We start from the raw sequence: 14,444 nt of genomic DNA on the forward strand, positions 1-14,444 counted from the left end.
AAGCTTGGTTAGCGACCGCGCTGACCGCTGCGCGCCGGATTGCCACCGCGCGGCGAGTCGTTGCGTGACTTTGCGCCGCCGAGCAATGCGCCCGGACTGCCACCCTGAGGTTTGCGCGGCGCGTGCTGCGCGGCGCTACCTTCATGAGCAATCGCGCGCGGACGATCGTCCTGACGCTGACCGTCGCGGCGCGGCTGGCCGCCGTTGCCGGCCGGCTTCGCGCCTTGCGGCTTCGGCTGCTGCTGAGCGTTCGCCGGACGTTGCCCCGAGCGTTGCGCTGGCTTTGCCGCGCCGCCGTTGCCGCCCTTCGGCGCGCCTTGACCCTGGCGCGGCGAACGTCCGCCGCCACCGCCGCCGCCTTGGCCGCGGCGCAGAATCGGCTCCGGCTTCGCAGTCGGGTCCGGTTCGAAACCGGCGATCACTTCCTGCGGCACCGGACGCTTGATCAGCTTCTCGATGTCCTTCAGCAACTGCAATTCGTCGACGCACACGAGCGACACCGCTTCGCCCGTCGCGCCCGCGCGGCCCGTACGGCCGATGCGGTGCACGTAATCTTCCGGCACATTCGGCAAGTCGAAATTGACGACGTGCGGCAACTGATCGATGTCGATGCCGCGCGCGGCGATGTCGGTCGCCACCAGAACCTGCAGCGTGCCGTCCTTGAACTCGGCCAACGCGCGCGTGCGCGCCGACTGGCTCTTGTTGCCGTGAATGGCGAGCGCGCTGATGCCGTCCTTCGTCAACTGCTCGGCAAGGCGATTCGCGCCGTGCTTGGTGCGCGTGAACACCAGCACCTGAAACCAGTTGTGCTGCTTGATCAGGTGCGTGAGCAACTCGCGCTTCTTGTCGCGATCCACCGGGTGGATTTTTTGCGCGACGGTTTCCGCCGTCGTATTGCGGCGCGCGACTTCGATCAGCGCCGGCGAGTCGAGCAGGTTGTCGGCGAGCGTCTTGATCTCGTCGGAGAACGTGGCCGAGAACAGCAGGTTCTGCCGCTTCGGAGGCAGCTTCGCGAGCACGCGCTTGATATCGTGGATGAAGCCCATGTCGAGCATGCGGTCCGCTTCGTCGAGCACGAGAATCTCGAGATGCGACAGGTCGATGGTCTTCTGCTGCATGTGGTCGAGCAAACGGCCCGGCGTTGCGACGACGATGTCCACGCCGCTTCTCAATGCACCGATCTGCGGATTAATGCCGACGCCACCGAACATCACGGTCGACTTCAGCTTCAGATATTTGCCATAGGCACGCACGCTTTCTTCAACCTGCGCGGCGAGTTCGCGCGTGGGCGTGAGAATGAGCGCGCGCACGGCGCGCTTGCCCGACGCCGACGTGTTCGCCGGCATGGAGTTCAGACGCTGAAGGATCGGCAGCGTAAAGCCGGCCGTCTTGCCGGTGCCGGTTTGCGCGCCGGCCAGCAGATCGCCGCCGTTGAGCACAGCCGGAATCGCCTGAGTCTGGATAGGAGTCGGAGTGGTGTAGCCGAGTTCGTGTACAGCGCGGACCAACGGTTCGGACAAGCCGAGGGAATCAAAAGACATAAATGCTCTTTGCAATGCAGTTTCGCGAACGGCGCATGTGAGCGCCGGCGGGGCACGAATGCGGCTTCAATGCCGCACGTACGCGCCGCCTGGCGTGATCGAGATCAAGGCCGAGGCCCAGTTCCGTTCGCAGGGAAATCGGCGGCACGCTCGAGATGCGTGCCGGATGCTTCAACGCGCTATGCAGACACGTTGACTGGCCTTAAGTTGCATTTCGCCGCCGTGGACGTCACGCGACATAGCGCGCGACGCTGACGAATTGACACAGACTGCCCGCCAGTACGAACAGGTGCCAGATACCATGTCCGTGCCGGATGCGCTCGTCGTTGATGAAGAAGTAGATACCGGCGCTGTAGATGACCCCGCCGGCCACGAGCCAGGCAGTGCCCGCAGCCGGTAATGCTTCCAGCAGCGGGCGGACGGCAACGAGCGCGAGCCATCCCATCAGGACATACAGCACCATCGAAACGCTGCGGGTGCGTCGCCCGAGCGTCAGTTCCTGCACGATGCCAAGAGCGGCAAGCCCCCAGCTCACGCCGAACAGCGACCAGCCCCACGGCCCACGCAACGTGACAAGCGTGAACGGAGTATAGCTTCCGGCGATCAGCAGATAGATCGCCGAGTGGTCGCATTTCTGCAGCACCGCCTTGACGCGCGGGTTGCGCACGCTGTGGTAGAGCGTCGAGATAGCATACAGCACGAACAGCATCGCACCGTACACGCTGAAGCTGACCACCTTGTACGCGTCGCCTTCGACCGCGCCCATCGTCACGAGCGTCACCAGCCCCGCCACCGACAGCACGGCGCCGACGAGGTGGGTAATGCTGTTCAAACGCTCACCGACATGCACGGTCTTTTCTCCTGCACGGTTTCATTGGGGCAAAAGTTGCCGCGGTAACTACCCCATGATACCGGTCATCAAAAAACGAAGGGCGCGGCCGCGAATCTCGCAGGCCGCGCCCTTGATGCTACAAACGCTGCTTAGTCGAGCGGCGCCGAACGCAGATCGGACACTTGCTGCGGCGACACGGCCGTGCCGTGGTTGCCCCACGACATACGGATGTACGTCACGACCGCTGCGACTTCCTGATTCGACAGCGACTGTGCGAACGGCGGCATGCCGTACGGATGCGGGTTCGCGTCCGTGCTCGGCGGATAACCGCCGTTCAGCACCATGCGGATCGGGTTGACCGCCGACGGCATCTGGATCGACTGGTTGTTCGCGAGCGGCGGGAAGGCCGGCGGCATGCCGAGACCATTGTCCGCGTGGCACTTCGCGCAGTTGTCAGCGTAGATCTTCTGACCTTGCTTCAACAGTTCGCCGCCGAACTTTTCGGACGTTTCGAGCTGCATCGGCTCAGGTGCTTCGCTCTTCTGCGGAATCGTCTTCAGGTACGTGGCCATTGCGTTGATGTCCGCATCGCTCATGTACTGCAGGCTGTTGTGGACCACTTCCGCCATCGGGCCGAACACTGCGCCGCGGTTCGACACGCCGGTTTTCAGCAGATCGGCGATGTCTTTCGTTTCCCAGTCGCCGAGACCCGCTTCCTTGTTCGACGTGAGCGACGGCGCGTACCAGTTCTGCAGCGGGATCAGACCGCCGGCGAAAGCCGCCGAGCTGACCGGGCCGCCCATTGCGTTGATCGACGTGTGGCACATGCCGCAATGGCCGAGACCTTCGATCAGATACGCGCCGCGGTTCCACTCGACCGACTTGGTCGGGTCCGGCTTGTACTCGCCTTCACGGAAGAACAGCGTGCGCCAGCCGATCAGCATGTTGCGCTGGTTGAACGGGAACTTGAGTTCGTGCGGACGGCTCGGCACGGCAACCGGCGGCACCGAACGCAGATACGCGTAGATCGCGTCCGAGTCGGCGCGCGTGACCTTCGTGTAGCTCGTGAACGGGAAGCCCGGATAGAGCAGGCTGCCGTCTTTCGAGCGGCCCGTGTGCATGGCGCGATAGAAGTCGTCCTGCGTCCACTTGCCGATGCCGTACTGGTCGTCAGGCGTGATGTTCGGCGTGAACATCGTGCCGAACGGCGTGGCCATGGGCAGACCGCCCGCGAATTGCTTGCCGCCGCGCACCGTGTGGCAGGCGATACAGTCGCCGGCGCGGGCGAGGTACTCGCCCTTCTTGACGAGCGCGGCCTGGTCGGCCGGCGTTGCCGCCACGGCCGAGCCGTTATGCAGATTGTCGCCGCCCGACCACAGGACGGGGACGAGTGCAGCAGCCGCGACAACGACAACTGCCGAGAGGGCGAACAAAGACTTGCGTTTCATTTGAGTGTCTCTCCCGGTGCCTTATTGCGGTTCGCTGCCGCAGGCAAGCGGAGTCTTCATCGAGCGGGCCGGAGCCGGCACGGGGTTTTGTGGAGCCTGTTGCGTGGAAAGCCACGCAGCGACCGCGTTGACGTCTTCGTCGGTGAGACGCGTGGCGATGGTGTGCATGCAATCAGGTGCGATTGCGTGGCGCGTGCCCGAACGCCATGCGCCGAGCTGCGCGCTGATGTAGTCGGAGTGCAGACCGACCAGACCCGGAATGGCCGGCTCCATGCCGGTCAGGCTCTTGCCGTGGCAAGCCGCGCAAGCCGGAATCTGCTTCGACGCGTCGCCGTTCAGCACGATCTGCTGGCCGCGCGCGAGCGTGGTGGACGAAACCGTCGGCTTGGCCGGCGCCGGATACGGCGGGCGCTGCTTCGAGAAGTACGTGGCGATCTGATGCAGATAGTCGTCGGAGAGATACGTGACGAGGTAGTTCATGGGCGGATACTTGCGGCGCCCTTCGCGGAAATTCTGCAACTGGTTGTACAGATAGTCGGCCGGCTTGCCCGCGAGGCGCGGGAAGTAGTCGTTGTCCGTGCCTTGACCGTGTGTGCCGTGGCAGGCCGTGCAACCTTGCACGCGCGCTTCCATCGTATCGGGGGCCTTCGGTTGAGTCTGCGCTTTCGCAGCGCTATAGACACCCGCGGAGCCGATCAGCAGAAGGGCAAGCAACGGGCGGAAAATGCGTCTTGAAGACACGCGTAACTCCATCAAAATCGGGGACCTGACCGAACTTCGAGCGGCTCGGTGTGAAGGGCAGCCGGCGCTGCGGCGACGCAGCATTCTATCATCGAAGGGTGATGATGACTATTTGCCGCACGCGCGACGCTTGCGGGTGTCACAGGCGTGCGACAGTTTGACGCGCATTGCCGGGCCCGAGCATGTTCATGCACGCCTTCCGACTTTTTACTGCGTCGTCCACGGTTGCAAGCGCTGTACCCGGCGAACTTTTACGCGCGATGTTGAACCCACGCGCACGCGGACCATCGAAGCGTACACTTCCGGGCGCGCCGGGCTGCGCGTTCGATCTGTTCGCGCGGCGCGAGCGGTCTGCTGCATTCCGCTCCAGCCCTGCCGGCCACTGCCGTTTTCCTGTTCACCGCTATCGGCCTTACATGAAGCTAATCCATCTTATTCGTCCGGCGCGGCTTTCATTCGCGTTCGGCGCCGCGGCGCTCTTGCTGACGTCCACGGCATTCGCGCATGCGCATCTCGTTTCCAGCGAGCCGGCTGCCAACGCCGAAGTCGCCGCACCCGCCGAGGTCACGCTGCACTTTACGGAGCCGCTCGAACCGGCGTTCAGCAAGATCGCGCTCGCCGATGCCAATGGCAAGCCGGCCGCATCGGCTGCGTCGCAAGTCGATAAACAGGATGCGCGCGTCATGCATCTGCCGCTGCCGCAGTTGGGCGCGGGCCACTACGCGGTGCATTGGACCGCGGTTGCCACCGACGGTCATCGCACGCAAGGCGACTTTGCGTTCACTGTCAAATGAGCATCGACGGACTGTGGATCGGGCAGGTCGCGATGGCCGCGCTCATGAATGTCGCGTTTGCGTTTGCCGTCGGTTCGGCGTTGCTCGGCGCGTGGCTGGCGGACGATGCCAAGGCGAAGATCTCGCCCGCGCAACCCGCGTGGTTGCGCGCGCAACGGTCGTTGCTGACGGCGAGCGTCGTGCTGGTGCTCGCGGATCTCGGCTGGCTGCTGTATCAGGCGGCGTCGATGAGCGGCGTGGCATTGCCCGCCGCGTTCGGCATGGTGCCGACCGTGCTTTCGCAAACGCATGTCGGCTATGGCTGGAGCGTTGCCTTCGCCGGCGCGCTGATTTTGCTCGGCACGGCCATGACGAGTCACGGCGGCATGCTGCGCAATGCGCTGCTGTGGCTCGCGGTGATCGTTATCGCGGCGGGCAAGGCGTCGCTCGGACATGCGGCGGACGCCGGCCTCGCGTCGGCGGCCATCGCGATGCAAACGCTGCACGTGCTCGTGACGACCGTCTGGGGCGGCCTCGCGATCACGGCCGGGCTTGTCGCGTTGCCGGCGCTGGGCGCGTCGACGGCGCGCGGCGTGCTGATCCGCACGGCGACGCAGGTGTCGAATGTGTCGCTGGTCGCGGTCGGGTTTGTCATCCTGTCCGGCATCTTCAATGCGGTGCGGGGTTCGGGCGGGTCGTTGCTGGCGATCGAGTCGAGCTCGTGGGGCCATGTGCTGATTCTCAAGCTCACGCTCGTCGGACTGGCGCTGGTGCTTGGCGGACTGAACCGCTTCCTCGCGCTGCCGCGCTTGCGCCGCACGGCATCGACGATGGACGCGCATACCTTCGTCAACGTGCTTTACCTGGAAGCACTTGCGTTGATCGGCGTTCTTGTCGCGGCCGCCGTGCTGTCGCATAGCGTGCCGGCGTTTGCGGCGCTTGGGTGAGGGGTGGTTGGGTGGGTTTGGATGGGGCAAGGCGGCGGTGACTGTGCGCCTTGCCGCGTCACCTCGGGCGACGCGTAGTTCGCACGCGTCGCGTAGACAAGCGGCGGTGCGCCTTGCCGCGTCACCTCAGACAACGCGCAGTCCACACGCGTCGCGTAAAAAACGCCGCGCAGTTTTGACGCGCGGCGCAGTAGACACGGCCGCTCATCTCAGCAAGCGAATCCGCTAGTACCCGCCAATCCGCTACTGCCCCGCAGCCGACAACCGCCTCTCCACTTGCGCCGGCTCCAGCGTTTCCTCGGGAAACATCTCCTGCATCAGTTCGCCCGTATCGGTGAACCATTGGCAGATCAGCCAGTTGCCTGACGCGAACAGCACGGGACCGCTCCATGTGACGGTCATCGGCGATCCGCCCGATTTCAGCCTCAGCACATCGCCGACGCCGTACACCGGCCTGGTGAGCCGGGCCGTTCTGGCGATGCGCGTCGATAGCATGTTCAGCATGTGGCCGCCCGATCGATTCATTCGAGGCCCAGCCGATGCCCGACGATCGGCGCGCTAAAGAGCGCGATCGCGCAGCCTGCCGCTTTTCCTTCGAGTTCGGCTGCGGCCGCGTGCGCGCCGTAGACATGCGCCAGCACGTCGAAAAGCTGCGGAATGCAATAGATGACGGCGGCGGCGATGAACCATTTTTCGAGCGCCGCGATGCGCCAGCCGCGTTCATACGCGACGGCCGCGCCGATGATGCGCAGCACGCCGAACAGCGCGAGCGCGCCGACGGCCGCCTGTTCGCGCAGCAGATAGTCCGGAATGAATTCGCCCATGAAAGCCCCCGATGCATTTTGTTGTCGAGTGCATTTGAGCAAGGACCACGCCATGTGACTGTCTGATGCCGAACAAAGGGCGCGAGCGCCTTTGTCGACGGGGCTTTGCGGGGCGCAGAGGCAAGCGGCGCGAGCGTCTTGCGAGCGCTGCTGGAGCCGGTTTGGTCCCGGACGTTACGTTACTGAGACGGCCGCGCGTCACGTCGCCGTAACGTGTGGCTGCATCGCGCGAATCGCCCGGCTGTCGACGCACAAAAGAGAGCGCCGCCCGCAGGCGGCGCTAGTCAGTTAGTCAGTTAGTCAGCAAACCGGCTCAGTCAGCAAAGCTCCGCTCACCACTCCGCGACGCTGCCGTCCGCGTGACGCCAGACCGGATTGCGCCAGCGATGCCCGACCTTCGCCATCTCGCGCACCTTCTCTTCGTTCACCTCGATACCGAGACCCGGACCTTGCGGAATCGACACGAAGCCGTCTTCGTATTTGAAGACTTCCGGGTTCCTGATGTAGTCGAGCAGGTCATTGCCCTGGTTGTAGTGAATGCCGAGGCTCTGTTCCTGGATGAACGCGTTGTAGCTCACCGCGTCGATCTGCAGGCAGGTGGCGAGCGCGATCGGACCGAGCGGGCAGTGCAGCGCGAGCGCGACGTCGTAGGCTTCCGCCATCGACGCGATCTTGCGGCACTCCGTGATCCCGCCCGCGTGCGAGGCGTCCGGCTGGATGATGTCGACGTAGCCGCCCGACAGGATGTGCTTGAAGTCCCAGCGCGAATACAGACGCTCGCCCAATGCAATCGGCGTGTTGGTCTGGTTGACGATGTCGCGCAGCGCTTCCGCGTTTTCCGACAGCACCGGCTCTTCGATGAAGAGCAGCTTGTACGGGTCGAGCTCTTTCGCGAGCACTTTGGCCATCGGCTTGTGCACGCGGCCGTGGAAATCCACGCCGATGCCAATGTCCGGTCCCACCGCCTCGCGCACCGCGGCCACGTTGTTGATGACGCCTTGCACCTTGTCGAAGGTGTCGATGATCTGCAGTTCTTCCGAGCCGTTCATCTTCACGGCCTTGAAGCCGCGCTCGACCACGGCGCGCGCGTTGTTCGCAACGTCGCTCGGACGGTCGCCGCCGATCCACGAATACACCTTGATCCTGTCGCGCACCTGGCCGCCGAGCAGCGCGTGAATCGGCACGCCATGATGCTTGCCCTTGATGTCCCACAGCGCCTGATCGACGCCGGCGATCGCGCTCATCGTGATCGGACCGCCGCGATAAAAGCCCGCGCGGTACATGACCTGCCAGTGGTCTTCGATCAGAAGCGGGTCTTTGCCGATCAGATAGTCCGACAGTTCTTCGACGGCCGCGGCCACCGTATGCGCGCGGCCCTCGACCACCGGCTCGCCCCAGCCGACGATGCCTTCGTCCGTCTCGATCTTGAGGAAGCACCAGCGCGGCGGAACGATGAACGTTTCAAGCTTGGTGATTTTCATGGCGTGCGTCTCCACTCATTGCGAAATATTCGAGGGTTTCCATGCTACCGCACAATCGCGCTAAAGTACTATTAATAGTACTATTCGCCACATATTGAGCGGCGCCGCCGCCGGGAGAAAGCTATTCAGCACGATCTGCATGGGCGCGTCGCGCATTTGCTGGGCACGGCGATTTTGCGTGGCGACTACGCGCCCGAATCGATCCTGCCGCGCGAGGCGGAGTTAATGGGCACTTTGGGCGTGAGTCGCACTGTGTTGCGCGAGGCGCTGCGCACGCTGACGTCGAAAGGGCTGATCGAATCGCGGCCGCGCGTGGGCACGCGCGTGCGGCCGAGGCACGCGTGGAATCTGCTCGATGTCGATGTGCTCGACTGGTATTCGCGCGTCGCCGAGCCGATGCAATTCGCGCTCAAGCTGCAGGAAATGCGCGAGATGATCGAGCCGTATGCCGCCGGTCTCGCGGCGGCTTCGCACGCGGATGACACGTTCGGCGCGCTGGCCGCCGCCCACGCGGCGATGGCCGCGGCGCGCAATGTCGACGAATGGGTAAGGGCGGATCTGCAGTTTCACCTGAGCGTGCTGATCGCGTGCAGCAACGAATTGCTGATTCCGCTCGGCACACTGATCGAACGTACGCTCGAGGCGCAGCTTCGGCTGAATGCGAAGCGCGCGGAGGTTTTCAATGCGTCGCTCGCGGAACATACGGCCGTGTTCGAGGCGATTCGCGAGCGCGACGCCGCCGCCGCGCGCGACGCGATGGCGCGCCTGCTCGGCGTGACGCGCGGGCGCATCGAGGCGTGATCGCGCCGGTTCCCGGATGGCTCGCTTACTTGGCTTCCGGGCCCGTCGTGGCCGCGCCCGACGACGGCGCCAGTTCATAACAGCCCGGCACTTTCTTGCTCGCCTCGGAGGCTTGCGAATCGATGCACTTGAAGGCGCTCTGGTCGCGCTGCACGAAGATCGTATCGGCCGGGCCGCCGTCGGCGCGAGGCGTATTGACGACGGCGACGATCCTGTAGCCGTTCTGCAGAAGCGTCGACAAGGTGGTCTGGCTTGCGCGCCACTGGTTGTCGGTCGGAGTTTGCGCCTGAGCCGCGCTCACGGAAGCGGCGCCCCAAAGCGCGATCGATGCGATGGCCACGGCGCGCGCGGCGGTGCGGAACGTCATCAACAATCCTCCTTGAAGTTGCGAGTGTCGGTGCCTGAATGAAAAATAGACAGCCAGAAACGAAAAAGCCGCTGGACCTTGTGGGTCAGCGGCTTTTTCTTGCAACTGGTGGCGAATCAGGGACTCGAACCCCGGACCTGCGGATTATGATTCCGTCGCTCTAACCAACTGAGCTAATTCGCCGAAAGAAGCGAGATTATGAGGATAGCGCCTGGGGCTGTCAACCCCCGGCGCGCAACTTTTTAAACTGCCGCCTCATGAGCCCGCAAGCGCGGGCCTGCGGGGCGGCGGGTCCCGGTCAATCCTTCGCGTAAATGTCCGAGTCTTTCGTTTCGCGGACGAACAGCATGCCGATCACAAACGTGATGAGCGCGATCACGATCGGATACCACAAGCCCGAGTAGATGTTGCCCTTCGCCGCGACGATCGCGAACGCGGTGGCCGGCAGGAAGCCGCCGAACCAGCCATTGCCGATGTGATACGGCAGCGACATCGACGTATAGCGGATACGCGTCGGGAACATCTCCACCAGCATTGCCGCGATCGGTCCGTAGACCATCGTCACGTAGATCACGAGGATCGTCAGGATCACCACGCTCATCGGCCAGTTGATCTGCGACGAGTCGGCCTTCGGCGGATAGCCCGCGGACTTCAGCGTCGTGGCGAGCGTCTTGTCGAACGTCTTGCCCTGTTCCTTGGCGTCGGCGGCCTTGCCGTCATACGTGTTCACCACCGTATCGCCGACCTTGATCTGCGCCGCCGTGCCCGCCGGCGCCGCGACGTTCTCGTAGTTCAGGCCGGCCTTCGAAAGCGCACTCTTCGCGATGTCGCAGGAACTCGTGAACTTCGACGTGCCGACCGGGTTGAACTGGAACGAGCATTCGTCGGGATTCGCGATCACGACGATCGGCGCCTTGGCCGTAGCCGTTTCCAGCGCCGGGTTCACGTAGTGCGTGAGCGCCTTGAAGAGCGGGAAGTACGTCAGCGCGGCGATCAGCAGCCCGGCCATGATGATCGGCTTGCGGCCGATGCGGTCCGACAGCGAGCCGAAGAACAGGAAGAACGGCGTGCCGATCAGCAGCGCGATGGCGATCATGATGTTGGCCGTTGCGCCGTCGACCTTCAGCGTCTGCGTCAGGAAGAACAGGCTGTAGAACTGGCCCGTGTACCACACCACGGCCTGGCCGGCGGTCAGGCCGATCAGCGCGAGAATCACGATCTTCAGGTTCTTCCACTGGCCGAACGCTTCGGTAAGCGGCGCCTTCGACGTCTTGCCTTCGGCCTTGATGCGCTCGAACACCGGCGATTCATGCAGTTGCAGGCGAATCCACACCGAAATGGCCAGCAGCACGATCGACGCGATGAACGGAATGCGCCAGCCCCATGCGCCGAACGCGTCTTCGCCCATCGCCGTACGCACGCCGAGAATCACGAGCAACGAGAGGAAGAGGCCGAGCGTGGCCGTCGTCTGAATCCAGGCAGTGTAGAAGCCGCGGCGTCCCGGCGGCGCATGTTCCGCCACGTAGGTCGCGGCGCCGCCGTACTCGCCGCCGAGCGCCAGGCCCTGCAGCATCCGCATCGCGATGAAGATGACCGGCGATGCGATGCCGATCGCCGCATAGCCGGGCAAGAAGCCGACGAGGAACGTCGACACGCCCATGATCACGATCGTGACGAGGAACGTGTACTTGCGGCCGACCATATCGCCGAGCCGCCCGAACACCACCGCGCCGAACGGCCGGACCGCGAAACCCGCGGCGAAGCTGAGCAGCGTGAAAATGAAGCCGGCAGTCGGATTGACGCCGGAGAAAAAGCTCTTGCTGATGAAGGCGGCCAGCGAGCCGGCCAGATAAAAGTCGTACCACTCGAAAACCGTACCTAGCGACGATGCGAAGATCACCCGCTTCTCATCGCGCGTCATGGGCACGGGCGAAATGTGTCCGCCTACGGTAGCCATATGTCGTCTCCAATATTGATATGCACGCGGTGCGCCGGCCCGCGGCGTTCCGTGCAACCGATTATTGGAGTGAAAACTTACGGCCTACTGACGTGAATGGTTGCGCCGATGGCTTGCTGACCCGCGACGAAGGTTCGTGAAAATAGGTCAATTCTGGTTCAACGCCGTGCAATATGCTGTGAACGCCGGACAACTTGGCTTTGGCGGCTTGTGGCTGTCAGCCCGCGTTAGGGTAAGTCCTGCCCCGCTCGAGCACATGCAAACTGACACGCACCAGCGTTCCCGCGAGCCGCGGCGCGGTTTGATAGACGTTGTCGTCGATCGTCAGCTCGCCGCCGTGCATCGTCGCGATTTCGCGGACGATCGCAAGCCCGAGGCCGCTGCCGTCGCCTTCGCGGCCGAGAATCCGGTAAAAGCGCTCGACGACCCGCGAACGTTCGGCGGCTGGAATGCCGATGCCAGTGTCTTCCACTTCGAGATGCACGAGCCGCGCGGCGGCGTCGCGCCTCACTCTCACGGTGATGCGGCCGCCCTCCGGCGTGTAGCGGATCGCGTTGTCGATCAGGTTCGACAACATCTCGCGCAGCATTACCGGATTGCCGTCGACCTCGATGGGTTCTTCCGGCGCCTCGTAGCCCAAATCCATCTGCTTGGCGAGCGCGGCCTGCACCCAGTCGCGCACGGCATTGCGCGCGACTTCCGTCACTTCCACCGGCGTGAAGATCTGTCCGGACATGCGGTTTTCGGCGCGCGCGAGCGCAAGCAGTTGCGTGACGAGCCGCGCCGCGTGCTCCGAGCTTGTCGCGATCTGCTCGAGCGAGCGATGCACTTCCGCCGACGCGTCTTGCCGCAGCGCGAGCTCAGCCTGAGTGCGCAGGCCGGCGAGCGGCGTTTTCATCTGATGCGCGGCGTCGGCGATAAAGCGCTTTTGCAATTCCATGTTCTGCTCAAGACGCGTCAGCAGATCATTGAACGACGTGACGAGCGGCTCGATCTCCGGCGGCGCGCGACGCGCCTCGAGCGGCGACAGATCGTCGGGCCGACGCGCGCGGATGTGCGCCTGCAGCGCGTGCAGCGGCGCGAGGCCGCGCGAAAGGCCGAACCACACGAGCAGGATCGCGAGCGGCAGGATCACGAACTGCGGCAGGATCACGCCTTTGATGATGTCGTTGGCGAGCTGGCTGCGTTTGTCGAGCGTCTCGGCGACCTGCACGAGCACCGGCTCTGCGCCGGGCGTCTGCGGGAATTCGACCGTCGTATAGGCCACGCGGATGTCGTTGCCGCGCAGCATGTCGTCCCGGAAAGCGACAAGGCCCGGTTGCGGCCGGTCGTCTTCGTGCGGCAGCGGCATGTCGCGCTCGCCCGCCACCAGCTCGCCCCGCGTGCCGAGCACCTGATAGAAAACACTGTCGACGTTGTCCGTCCGCAAAAAGTCGCGCGTGGAATCGGGCAGCGTCAGCTCGGCCACGCCGTTGACCGGATGAATCTGCCGAGCGAGCACGTAGGCGTCGGTTTCCAGCGCGCGGTCGAACGGCCCGTTCGCGATCGACTTGGCGACCAGATAAGTGACGGCCAGGCTCATCGGCCAGAGCAGCAGCAAAGGCGCGAGCATCCAGTCGAGAATTTCGCCGAATAGCGAGCGCGGGCGCGCCTCGGCGGCGGCTTCGGTTTCGTCGGGCGGGGCGAACGGATTGGCGTAGCGCTCGTCGCGCGCCTCGTCGAGGTCCGCCGGGCGGGCCGTCGCGCGATCTGCGCGTGCGGACATGATGTGCTCTATTTGTAGTGGTGACTCGCCGGCATTCCGCCGGCCGGCGTTGACGGCGATGGTGCCGGTTCGGGCGCGGCGGGTGTGGTTGCCGCCGCATTCGCGCCGGCATTCGCACTCGCATTCGCACTGGCATTCGCGGGCGCGACCGCTTTCTCGAGGCAGTAGCCGAGCCCTCGCACGGTGATGATGCGCACGCCGCTCGGCTCGATTTTCTTGCGCAGCCGGTGCACGTAGACCTCGATTGCGTTGTTGCTGACTTCCTCGCCCCATTCGCAAAGATGGTCGACGAGCTGTTCCTTCGAAACCAGCCGGCCGATCCGTTGCAGCAGCACTTCGAGAAGACCCAGCTCGCGCGCCGACAGGTCGATCACCTGATCGTTGATATAGGCGATCCGGCCCACCTGATCGAAGCCCAGCGAACCGTGCCGCACGATCGTCGGACCGCCGCCCGCGCCGCGCCGCGTGAGCGCGCGCACACGCGCTTCGAGTTCGTTGAGGGCAAACGGTTTGGCCATGTAGTCGTCGGCGCCGAGGTCGAGGCCCTTGACGCGCTCGTCGACGCTGTCCGCGGCAGTCAGAATCAGCACCGGCAGGTTCGAATTGCGCGCGCGCAGGCGGCGCAGCACCTCGAGCCCGGACATGCGCGGCAGGCCGAGATCGAGAATCAGCAGGTCGAAACTTTGCATCGACAGCGCGGTGTCGGCCTCGACGCCGCTCTTCACGTGATCCACGGCATAGGCCGATTGGCGGAGTGATCGAACCAGACCGTCCGCGAGTATGCTGTCGTCTTCGGCAATCAGAATTCGCATGATGCGCCAGCTCAGGGCCTTGGCCGGCACCTCGGGTGTCCCCGCGGCGCGCAGCGGTCTCCGAATCATTGTGGGTGGTTGGGCGGCGCGACAGTAAAAATGCGCGTTCGCATCAGAATCACGCTTGCCAAAACCACTGTTTTTTTATACAGTGT

Annotated in this window: 14 protein-coding genes and 1 tRNA gene; 3 read left to right on the forward strand and 12 right to left on the reverse strand. The window is 64.3% G+C overall.

All coding sequences use genetic code 11. The features are described 5' to 3' along the window. Window positions 1-8 precede the first annotated feature (8 nt). The 4 genes from BGRAMDRAFT_RS16570 to BGRAMDRAFT_RS16585 all read right to left on the reverse strand — a co-directional run bounded on the left by BGRAMDRAFT_RS16570 (window position 9) and on the right by BGRAMDRAFT_RS16585 (window position 4,574). Window positions 9-1,541: a DEAD/DEAH box helicase gene (locus BGRAMDRAFT_RS16570; protein ID WP_006049942.1), complete on the reverse strand. Its 1,533-nt coding sequence runs from the start codon at window positions 1,539-1,541 to the stop codon at window positions 9-11. 229 nt (window positions 1,542-1,770) lie between these two features. Next, entirely contained in the window at window positions 1,771-2,391 is a 621-nt protein-coding gene (gene trhA, locus BGRAMDRAFT_RS16575; RefSeq protein WP_006049943.1) for a PAQR family membrane homeostasis protein TrhA, read from the reverse strand. 131 nt (window positions 2,392-2,522) lie between these two features. After that, complete coding sequence (locus BGRAMDRAFT_RS16580; protein WP_006049944.1) at window positions 2,523-3,821, reverse strand: c-type cytochrome; 1,299 nt, start codon at window positions 3,819-3,821, stop codon at window positions 2,523-2,525. A 21-nt stretch (window positions 3,822-3,842) separates the two neighbouring features. Next, complete coding sequence (locus tag BGRAMDRAFT_RS16585; RefSeq protein ID WP_029968196.1) at window positions 3,843-4,574, reverse strand: c-type cytochrome; 732 nt, start codon at window positions 4,572-4,574, stop codon at window positions 3,843-3,845. A gap of 404 nt (window positions 4,575-4,978) precedes the next feature. Between BGRAMDRAFT_RS16585 and copC the strand changes: the two genes are divergently transcribed. Both copC and BGRAMDRAFT_RS16595 read left to right on the forward strand, forming a co-directional pair. After that, entirely contained in the window at window positions 4,979-5,356 is a 378-nt protein-coding gene (gene copC / locus BGRAMDRAFT_RS16590) for a copper homeostasis periplasmic binding protein CopC (RefSeq protein WP_006049946.1), read from the forward strand. Then, the gene (locus tag BGRAMDRAFT_RS16595; RefSeq protein ID WP_006049947.1) at window positions 5,353-6,282 is read left to right on the forward strand and encodes a CopD family protein; all 930 of its coding nucleotides are present in this window, start codon (window positions 5,353-5,355) and stop codon (window positions 6,280-6,282) included. Before copC ends, BGRAMDRAFT_RS16595 begins: the two co-directional genes overlap by 4 nt. A gap of 243 nt (window positions 6,283-6,525) precedes the next feature. Here BGRAMDRAFT_RS16595 and BGRAMDRAFT_RS16600 read toward each other — a convergent pair whose 3' ends face one another. The 3 genes from BGRAMDRAFT_RS16600 to dgoD all read right to left on the reverse strand — a co-directional run bounded on the left by BGRAMDRAFT_RS16600 (window position 6,526) and on the right by dgoD (window position 8,587). Continuing rightward, complete coding sequence (locus tag BGRAMDRAFT_RS16600) at window positions 6,526-6,786, reverse strand: YodC family protein (protein WP_232292287.1); 261 nt, start codon at window positions 6,784-6,786, stop codon at window positions 6,526-6,528. Window positions 6,787-6,803: 17 nt separating this feature from the next. Next, complete coding sequence (locus BGRAMDRAFT_RS16605; RefSeq protein ID WP_006049949.1) at window positions 6,804-7,106, reverse strand: hypothetical protein; 303 nt, start codon at window positions 7,104-7,106, stop codon at window positions 6,804-6,806. 332 nt (window positions 7,107-7,438) lie between these two features. Continuing rightward, the gene (dgoD, locus tag BGRAMDRAFT_RS16610; protein WP_006049950.1) at window positions 7,439-8,587 is read right to left on the reverse strand and encodes a galactonate dehydratase; all 1,149 of its coding nucleotides are present in this window, start codon (window positions 8,585-8,587) and stop codon (window positions 7,439-7,441) included. Window positions 8,588-8,680: 93 nt separating this feature from the next. On the opposite strand from dgoD, the gene BGRAMDRAFT_RS16615 reads away from it, so the two are divergent. Continuing rightward, window positions 8,681-9,388 (forward strand): FadR/GntR family transcriptional regulator, encoded by a 708-nt coding sequence (locus BGRAMDRAFT_RS16615; protein ID WP_044021245.1) that lies wholly within the window; start codon window positions 8,681-8,683, stop codon window positions 9,386-9,388. 25 nt (window positions 9,389-9,413) lie between these two features. Here the strand turns inward: BGRAMDRAFT_RS16615 and BGRAMDRAFT_RS16620 are convergent, their stop codons facing one another. From BGRAMDRAFT_RS16620 to BGRAMDRAFT_RS16640, 5 genes are all read right to left on the reverse strand, one after another. After that, window positions 9,414-9,755, reverse strand: coding sequence for a hypothetical protein (locus BGRAMDRAFT_RS16620; protein WP_006049952.1), 342 nt, complete (start codon window positions 9,753-9,755; stop codon window positions 9,414-9,416). Window positions 9,756-9,861: 106 nt separating this feature from the next. Then, window positions 9,862-9,938, reverse strand: a tRNA-Met gene (locus BGRAMDRAFT_RS16625). Between the two features lie 115 nt (window positions 9,939-10,053). Next, entirely contained in the window at window positions 10,054-11,712 is a 1,659-nt protein-coding gene (locus BGRAMDRAFT_RS16630) for an MFS transporter (protein ID WP_006049953.1), read from the reverse strand. 217 nt (window positions 11,713-11,929) lie between these two features. After that, window positions 11,930-13,477, reverse strand: a complete 1,548-nt coding sequence (locus BGRAMDRAFT_RS16635) for a sensor histidine kinase (RefSeq protein WP_006049954.1) — start codon at window positions 13,475-13,477, stop codon at window positions 11,930-11,932. A gap of 8 nt (window positions 13,478-13,485) precedes the next feature. Continuing rightward, on the reverse strand, window positions 13,486-14,289 hold the full coding sequence (locus BGRAMDRAFT_RS16640; RefSeq protein WP_044021267.1) for a response regulator transcription factor: 804 nt from the start codon (window positions 14,287-14,289) through the stop codon (window positions 13,486-13,488). Between the last annotated feature and the right edge of the window lie 155 nt (window positions 14,290-14,444).

It is taken from the genome of Paraburkholderia graminis C4D1M (genome assembly GCF_000172415.1).
Classification (GTDB): Bacteria; Pseudomonadota; Gammaproteobacteria; order Burkholderiales; family Burkholderiaceae; genus Paraburkholderia; species Paraburkholderia graminis.

Bases quoted from the DNA above. Each gene is read 5' to 3' on its own strand.
- BGRAMDRAFT_RS16570 (WP_006049942.1), bottom strand. From the start codon at position 1,541: ATGTCTTTTGATTCCCTCGGCTTGTCCGAACCGTTGGTCCGCGCTGTA.
- BGRAMDRAFT_RS16580 (WP_006049944.1), bottom strand. From the start codon at position 3,821: ATGAAACGCAAGTCTTTGTTCGCCCTCTCGGCAGTTGTCGTTGTCGCG.
- BGRAMDRAFT_RS16585 (WP_029968196.1), bottom strand. From the start codon at position 4,574: ATGGAGTTACGCGTGTCTTCAAGACGCATTTTCCGCCCGTTGCTTGCC.
- copC (WP_006049946.1), top strand. From the start codon at position 4,979: ATGAAGCTAATCCATCTTATTCGTCCGGCGCGGCTTTCATTCGCGTTC.
- BGRAMDRAFT_RS16595 (WP_006049947.1), top strand. From the start codon at position 5,353: ATGAGCATCGACGGACTGTGGATCGGGCAGGTCGCGATGGCCGCGCTC.
- BGRAMDRAFT_RS16600 (WP_232292287.1), bottom strand. From the start codon at position 6,786: ATGCTGAACATGCTATCGACGCGCATCGCCAGAACGGCCCGGCTCACC.
- BGRAMDRAFT_RS16605 (WP_006049949.1), bottom strand. From the start codon at position 7,106: ATGGGCGAATTCATTCCGGACTATCTGCTGCGCGAACAGGCGGCCGTC.
- dgoD (WP_006049950.1), bottom strand. From the start codon at position 8,587: ATGAAAATCACCAAGCTTGAAACGTTCATCGTTCCGCCGCGCTGGTGC.
- BGRAMDRAFT_RS16620 (WP_006049952.1), bottom strand. From the start codon at position 9,755: ATGACGTTCCGCACCGCCGCGCGCGCCGTGGCCATCGCATCGATCGCG.
- BGRAMDRAFT_RS16630 (WP_006049953.1), bottom strand. From the start codon at position 11,712: ATGGCTACCGTAGGCGGACACATTTCGCCCGTGCCCATGACGCGCGAT.
- BGRAMDRAFT_RS16635 (WP_006049954.1), bottom strand. From the start codon at position 13,477: ATGTCCGCACGCGCAGATCGCGCGACGGCCCGCCCGGCGGACCTCGAC.
- BGRAMDRAFT_RS16640 (WP_044021267.1), bottom strand. From the start codon at position 14,289: ATGCGAATTCTGATTGCCGAAGACGACAGCATACTCGCGGACGGTCTG.